This window comes from Flaviflexus sp. (assembly GCF_041440645.1).
GTDB lineage: Bacteria > Actinomycetota > Actinomycetes > Actinomycetales > Actinomycetaceae > Flaviflexus.
This window is the reverse complement of record NZ_JASDVN010000014.1, coordinates 1-7,209: the sequence shown is the minus strand read 5'-3', so window position 1 is coordinate 7,209 and position 7,209 is coordinate 1. Positions and strand designations below refer to the sequence as shown.

4 protein-coding genes are annotated in these 7,209 nt (G+C 60.7%); 1 reads left to right on the top strand and 3 read right to left on the bottom strand.

Translation table 11 applies throughout. The annotated features are described in order from the left end of the window. On the top strand, window positions 1-1,297 hold a 1,297-nt coding region (locus QMB98_RS01925), incomplete at its 5' end, for a prolyl oligopeptidase family serine peptidase (RefSeq protein WP_371683954.1). A 25-nt stretch (window positions 1,298-1,322) separates the two neighbouring features. On the opposite strand, the gene QMB98_RS01920 is transcribed toward QMB98_RS01925, so the two are convergent. From QMB98_RS01920 to QMB98_RS01910, 3 genes are all read right to left on the bottom strand, one after another. Next, the gene (locus tag QMB98_RS01920) at window positions 1,323-1,490 is read right to left on the bottom strand and encodes a hypothetical protein (protein WP_371683953.1); all 168 of its coding nucleotides are present in this window, start codon (window positions 1,488-1,490) and stop codon (window positions 1,323-1,325) included. A 377-nt stretch (window positions 1,491-1,867) separates the two neighbouring features. Then, window positions 1,868-2,773 carry a tRNA glutamyl-Q(34) synthetase GluQRS gene (gene gluQRS / locus QMB98_RS01915; RefSeq protein ID WP_371683952.1) on the bottom strand — a complete coding sequence of 302 codons (906 nt, stop codon included), beginning with the start codon at window positions 2,771-2,773 and terminating at the stop codon, window positions 1,868-1,870. A 136-nt stretch (window positions 2,774-2,909) separates the two neighbouring features. Next, window positions 2,910-7,133, bottom strand: coding sequence for a phosphodiester glycosidase family protein (locus QMB98_RS01910; RefSeq protein ID WP_371683951.1), 4,224 nt, complete (start codon window positions 7,131-7,133; stop codon window positions 2,910-2,912). Between the last annotated feature and the right edge of the window lie 76 nt (window positions 7,134-7,209).

Sequence of the window (7,209 nt, the reverse complement as noted above, 5' to 3'; positions counted from 1 at the left end):
CGAGGACACCCACTACCTGACCGAGGTGAAGCTGCCGCACAGCTCCAGCGTCGGCACCGTCCAGGATTGGGCTATTCTCGAGCTCCGCTACGACTGGGACGTGGAGGGCACGATGTTCCCCGCGGGTTCGCTCATTGCCCTCCCCTACGAGGAAGCCCTGACGGGACCGAAGGCGGAGTCAATCACGACCCTCTTCACCCCCTCAGCCACGGCTTCCCTCTCCTCCATGACGGAGCTGGCAACGGGTGTCGTGTTCACAACCCTCGACAACGTCAAGAGTCGCGTCTACTTCGCTCCGATCGGAACGTGGAGTGTCACTGAACTGCACCCGGATCTGGGCGAGTTCGACTCCATTGGGGTGAGCGCGGTCGACCGCGAGCGCGGCGATGACGTGTGGGTCGTAACGAGCGGCTTCCTCACCCCCACCACCCTCCTGCACGGCACTGCAAGCAAGGACGGCCTCGAGGTCAAGAAGGTCCGTTCGGCGCCCGAACGGTTTAACACTTCCGGCATGGTCGTCAAGCAGTACTGGGCAACATCAAAGGACGGCACGAAGGTTCCCTACTTCCTTGTCGGACCCGAGGATGCTCTCTCGGGAAAGAAGCCCGCTCGCACCCTGCTCGATGGTTACGGCGGTTTCGAGATCTCGAACATTCCCGGTTACATCGGCACCTACGGGAAGGCGTGGCTCGAGGAGGGCGGTGTCTACGCGCTCGCCAACATCAGAGGCGGAGGCGAGTTCGGCCCCTCCTGGCACCAGCAGGCCTTGAAGGCCGGCCGCCACCTCGCCTACGAGGACTTCTCGGCCGTTGCCCAGCACCTCGTGGAAACTGGGGTGACGACCGTTGACAGGTTGGCCGCCACGGGTGGCTCGAACGGTGGTCTGCTCATCGGCAACATGTACTCCACCTACCCGGAGCTCTTTGGGGCCCTGATCTGCCGGGTTCCCCTGCTGGACATGAAGAGGTTCTCGCACCTACTCGCGGGTGCTTCGTGGATGGACGAGTACGGTAACCCGGATACGAGCGATTGGGAGTTCCTCAAGAACTACTCGCCGTACCACAACGTGTCGGGCGAGAAGGAGTACCCGCCAATTCTTGTCACGACCTCAACGCGTGACGATCGCGTACATCCTGGGCACGCACGCAAGTTTGTGGCGCTCTTGGAGGAGCTGGGGCACGACGTGACCTACTTTGAAAACACGGAGGGCGGTCACGCCGGGGCGGCGGATTCCAAGCAATCCGCACGTTCGTTGGCCCTGATCTTTAGTTTCCTGGATCGTAAATTGGCAAAATAATAGCCGACCTTGTCGGGTCGACTTCTCAGAGGATGAGCGCGTAAAGCCCAATCATGCCAACAATCAGCATGACCGCAAGCACGGCCTTCCACACGGGACGCTTGCGCGGCATGTAGTCGGCTCCAGGAACGTATCCACCAAAGTCATAACCACCGGAATTGAGACGATCCTGCTTCTCAGGCTTCTGTGCCATTGACATCCTTCCTTCTTGATGCTCAGACACCCCACCCCAAATAGTTAGGTGGTTGTGAATATTCGCGCGGGTGGACCCGTGCGTGAGTGACTCTCATATTAGTACATAAATTGACTGTCTCAACGAGGACTTCTTGCGCGGAATTTCAGCCCATTTTCAAAGTCGAGATTGAGGGCTCTAAAGGCAACTTTTGACCGCAATTCTCGCTCAGCGGTGCAAGTTTGGGTAGCCCGGGTGTCTGATGACGGAGATCCGTCCAGCACACCGGTGCAAATATTTCAATCCATGTAGAGAGCACCCGATGGTCAAACCACTCGCCCCAAAACCTCACGGGCCGTTAGTAGAGGCAACTGAAGTTCTATTGCAGAAGCTGCCACCTACTGCGGTGCCTGGAAGACCCAGGGTTCCCGTGGCAGCTCGAACTCGAAGGCCTCGAGGAACTCAGGCGCAGTAGCCGCGTCAATTCCAAGCGAACGAGATATCAGGGCGAACACGTCAGACACGCTCATGCCCTTCTCGGACAGGTCCTTGAGTGTCACGGCACCATCGCGTTTCGCGAGTCGCTGCCCCTTCTCGTTCACAACGAGGGGTACGTGGAAGTACGTGGGCGTGCGGTATCTGAGGAGGTTCTGGAGGTATATCTGCCTCGGGGTGGATTCGAGCAGATCATCGGCGCGCACGATCTGGCCGACGTTCTGGAACTCGTCATCCACCACGGCAACGAGGTTGTATGCCATGACCCCATCCCCGCGCACAACAACGAAATCGTCGATGTGGCCGGTGAATTCACCGCACACCTCATCGACAAACGTGAGGGTCCCGATGTTGGTACGGAGTCGGAGCGCCGGCCCGCGGTTCAAGTTCTCGAGCTTCGCCCGACCCAGCTCCCGCTCATACTCACTCAGGTCGCGGCAGGTTCCCGGGTAGGAACCGGGAGGTGCGTGCGATGCGGTCGGAGCATCTCGAATGTCTGCCCTCGTGCAGTAGCACTCGTAGAGCAGATCCTCGTCGAGGAGTCGGCGTACAACAGCCTCGTAGGCTTCGGCTCTCTGGCTCTGGAACAGCACCTCACCGTCCCAGTCGATGCCGAGAGCTGCAAGGTCCCGGAGTTGAGAATCGACGTACCCGGGACGCGCCCTCTCGTCCAGGTCCTCCATTCTCATCACGAACCCGAGATCGGATTTCCTTGCACACGCCCACGCGATTAGGGCGGTGCGGAGGTTGCCAACGTGTAGGTCACCCGATGGTGAAGGAGCGTATCGCCCGACCCGTACTGAACTCATGTGAACCTCCGACAACAAGACTAGTACGCCAAGAGGGGTGCAAGGCCATGTAGCCCCGCACCCCTCCTGTGTGGATTGAGCGAACTCGTTCCAGTAGCTCGCTATGCCTAGCTGGTTACTCGTTCACTGCGCCGCCTTAGTTGACGTAACGGTTGACGACGGGCGTATCAACACCATCGCCATCCCAGTCACCCACGTAGACATCATCGGAGGCGCGACCGTAGCGGATCACGGTGTCGGCGTTGCCGCCGACCAGCGAGTTCTTGACGTGGAACTCGTTGCCCCTGCGTAGCGCAAGAGTGTCCACTCCATCGCCGTCGAAGTCGCCAGCGAGCACCTGGTCACCAGAGCGACCATAGAGGAACGTGGAATCCGCGTTGCCGCCCCGGAGGGAGTTGCTGGGGTGGAACACCTGACCGCGCTGCACCATGAGGGTGTCAGTGCCGTTGCCGTCCCAGTCACCCACGTGAACATCGTCGCCTGCGCGACCGTAGTGGAAGGAGATCTCGCTCTGACCACCAACGAGTTCGTTCGAGAGGAAGAACTCGGTTCCGCGGCGCACACCGAACGAATCAGCACCATCACCATCCCAGTCACCCGCAATCACGTTGTCGCCTGCGCGACCGAAGCGGAACGATGTCTCCGCGTTTCCGCCCTGGATCGTGTTGTTGACGAAGAACTGGTTGCCACGGCGGACTGCGATCGAGTCGGCACCATCCCCATCCCAGTCACCAACGATAAGCTCATCACCGTAGCGACCAAACGCGATGCGCTGGTCCTCCGTGTGCTGCGCCCAGGAGTTCGCGAAGTAGAACAGGTTGCCCGAGGTTGGGGCAGGCGTCGGTGCGACGTAGGTGAAGGACCATTCGGTCTCAGCCCCCTCAGCAAGCACGTAGCCGTCAGTTGCCTCCGCGGTCACCGTGGTGTCCTCGGTGATAACAACGTCACCAGTCACGACCTCGTCACCAATCAAGTACTGAACGCCCTCAACAACTGGAATCGTGATCGTGTTGTTCACAAACACGGGAGCCTCGGGAGTCACCTCTACGATTGGAGCAATGTACTGGAACGACCACTCCACCACGGCGTTCTCGACAAGAACGTAGCCCTCGACCGCACGAGCAGTCACAACAGCATCCACCTCAATAGCGTGATCGCCAGCCTCGACAACCTCACCATCAATCAGATACTCAACACCCTCAACAACCGGGATCGTGATCGTGTTGTTCACGAACACGGGTCCCTCGGGAGCGACCTCGACAATGTCGGGGATGACAGTAAAGTCGGCCGTGACGGTCTTGTCGTTGACGGCAAGGGTCAGGCTAGCTTCGCCACCTGCGAGAGGGGTGAGGGTGTTGGTCTCGGGATCGAATGCTGCCACTGATCCTTCGGGAGCGGTCTCGATGGAGCCAACGTGAACGTTGGTTCCGGACCACGCGTAGCTCATCGGCCACGCAACAGCCATGGTGCGCACACCGTCGTCCTGAACCATGGTCGGTTCAAGAACGATGGCTTCGCCGCTCTCGTCGAGTGAGGCGGGAACCTCTCCGAGGGAGAGACCGTCGGCATCAACGCGGGTGTTGACCTCGAAGGAAACCCAGTCGCGGGGGTTCTCGGAGGATGCCTGTGCGGGATCCACACCAATCATCGTCCATCCAGTGAACGAGCCTGAGCTGCCACCGGTCGGGCTCTTACCAGCATTGCCGTTGATGAAGTACGGGATGCCATCAAGGGTCATGGCGTGGAAGATGCCAACACCGGCAGCGATGTTGGCGATGGGCTTGCCGGTTTCACGGAAGTCCTCGATCCAGTCGCGGAGCATCTCAGCATCGAGTCGGTTCGACAGCTGGCTGGCCTTGGTGGGCAGCGGGTCGTCGACCGGGTGGTGCTGGAACACGAGAACACCGGTGACCTCATCGTTGGTCTTCGCATCCTCGAGTGCGTTCTTCAGCATCTGGAGCTGTGCGAAGTCGTGGGAGATACCACCGGGTGCGGAGTTCACCCAGATCAGGCGGGTGCCATCGACATCCATGTAACCATTCGTGGTTCCAAAGGCATCGATGAAGTTCTGGATGTCACCACCCATGATCTCGTGGTTACCGGGAACGTAGATGTAGGGGAAGTCGCCAAGCTCTTCAGCGATGATCTGCTTCGCGAGCTCGAAGTCGGCCGGGGATGCCTCATCCACGAAGTCACCGTTGATGATGAGGAGATCCGGGTCCTCAGCGAGCACCTCACGGAAGGCCTCACGAGCACCGCGCACGCCACCCGAGTTGGGGTCGCGTGCCACGAACTGCGCGTCAGAGACGACAGCAATGCGGAGCGGGGACTCATCGGTTGCGCCGGTCTCGACAATGACATCGTCCGTGACCTCCGGTGCCTGGGGCAGGTCAACCGAGGTGGGAACGAGTGCCTGAATGTCGGACACGATCATGCTTCCCGTGTACTGGGCCGAGGGGCGCGTCTCCATGATCCGGAAGCGCTGGAAGGTCAGCGGGTACTGAACACCGTTCGGGATGGCGAAGGTGATCTGTCGCCATCCCTCAAAGGGCTCCGAGGGGCCATCGAGCTGAGTGGTCGTGCCGTTGGCCTGACGGACCTGGATTCGGGGCCATGCACCGTTCGGGTTGCCGTTGACCCATGCGGTCAGCGCGGTCGGTTGCCCGGGGATCTCAAAGCCACTGTTGGGGGCGACTGCGTAGGCGCCGCGAGTGCCGGCGGACTGGGTGAAGTCGAAGTCGATCTCCACACCATCCCCACCTTCGTAGCCTTCGGCCGGGGTCACGGTCACTCCTGCGGCGCGGTCCTGCGCGGCAGTCCAGGATGCACCATCGGAGAAGTCAGCGATCTGGATGGAATCCACGCCAACCGTGATCGCCATGTCTGCGCTGAGCTCACCAACCGACACCGTCATCTGAGCGGCAGAGTTGTCGTTATTGACCGACACTGCGAAGGTGCCGTTCGTGCCGGGTTCGATGGAGAAGTTGTTCTCCTCGTCGCCCTCGAGGGTGACATCGTTGGCGTCGATCGGTGCACGGTAGCCGTTGGCGTCGTAACCGTAGACGGTGAACGATGCGACCTCATCGGCGCTCGAGAGCTGCACGACGGAGGGCGAGATCTCGATGCGATCGAGCTCGCCAAGGACCTCAACATTGTAGGAGCCCGTTGCAGATCCCTGCGAGGCAGTGACCGTGTCCTTACCCTTGGTAACGCCCGTGATCGTGGCGGTGTGATCACCATTCGAGGTCACGGTGACGTTGCCGTTGGAGGACCATGAGGGGACGGTTCCTGGTACTGCGGAGCCGGTCTCGTCGTAGCCCTTGGCCTGGACCTGCCTGGTCAGGCCGGGGAAGACGCGTTCGGGCTGACCCACCTGAAGGAGGGACGAAACGGAGTATCCGGTGACCTCGCCGCTGCCGCGTTCAACGAACAGACCAATGCCGTTCGGGACGGGACGCTCGTAGCCATCGGAGGGATTGTGCGGGGTGGTTGCCTCGGACTCGCCGGGAGCAACAGCACCCATCGTGGTCGAGCCACCACCATCGAGGTTGCCGGCCGAGTAGGCACCAAGCTCGTGCATGAGAATGCCGAGGTCGGTCAGGCTGACTCCGGTGGAGGTTGCCTGGCGACCATCAACCACCACGAGGTACATGATGGAGCCGGTCTCGTTGAAACCGATGGCGGTACGCGGGTGAACCGTCGTGTCACGGGACGTGACCGGCTGTCCGTTGTTGACGACGCGTGCGTTCGATTCGATCGCTGCGCTGATCTCCTGCCCATCCGAGGTCACAGAGGTCTCGATCTCGACAATGTCGCCGACATTGATTTCGGCGAGGCGACCTGCCCCACCATCGCGCTCAACGAGCGACTGCGCACCCTCGGGGAGCTGCCCCACGGTTGGGATGCCAACGGAGGTGACGCGGCCGTTCGGGTCAATGATGACCTCGGTGCCGGTGCCGCCTGCGAGAACGTGCTCGCGGGTGTAGTCACCCCACAGGTGGTTGTAGAGACCGATGTTGCCGGCGTTCAGCGTCCACGAGTTCACGCCATCGACCGGGATGTCGGTGGGCTGGCCGTTCACGGTCACGGAGGTCGTCAGTTTGACGCCCGCAAACTTACCGAGGCCGTCTTCACCGAACACGACCGGGACGTGGCCGGACACGATCTGACCGGAGCCTGTGCCAACGGGAACAGTCACGATGCCGTCCTCTTCGGAGATGCCAACCCCCTCGGGAGCCTTCGAGCCGTTGATGTCGAAGAAGGAGCCATTGACACCAGCAATGGCATCGGCTTCCTCAATCATGTCCGAAACTGCCTCCGCATCGGACACTGTACCCGGGTACAGGTAGTCGGCCCTCACGGAACCCGAACCCAGGTCTGCAATTGTCCCGCGTCAAGTAGTTGGCAGGTTTTCTTTGATTTCGAAGTTGGGGATG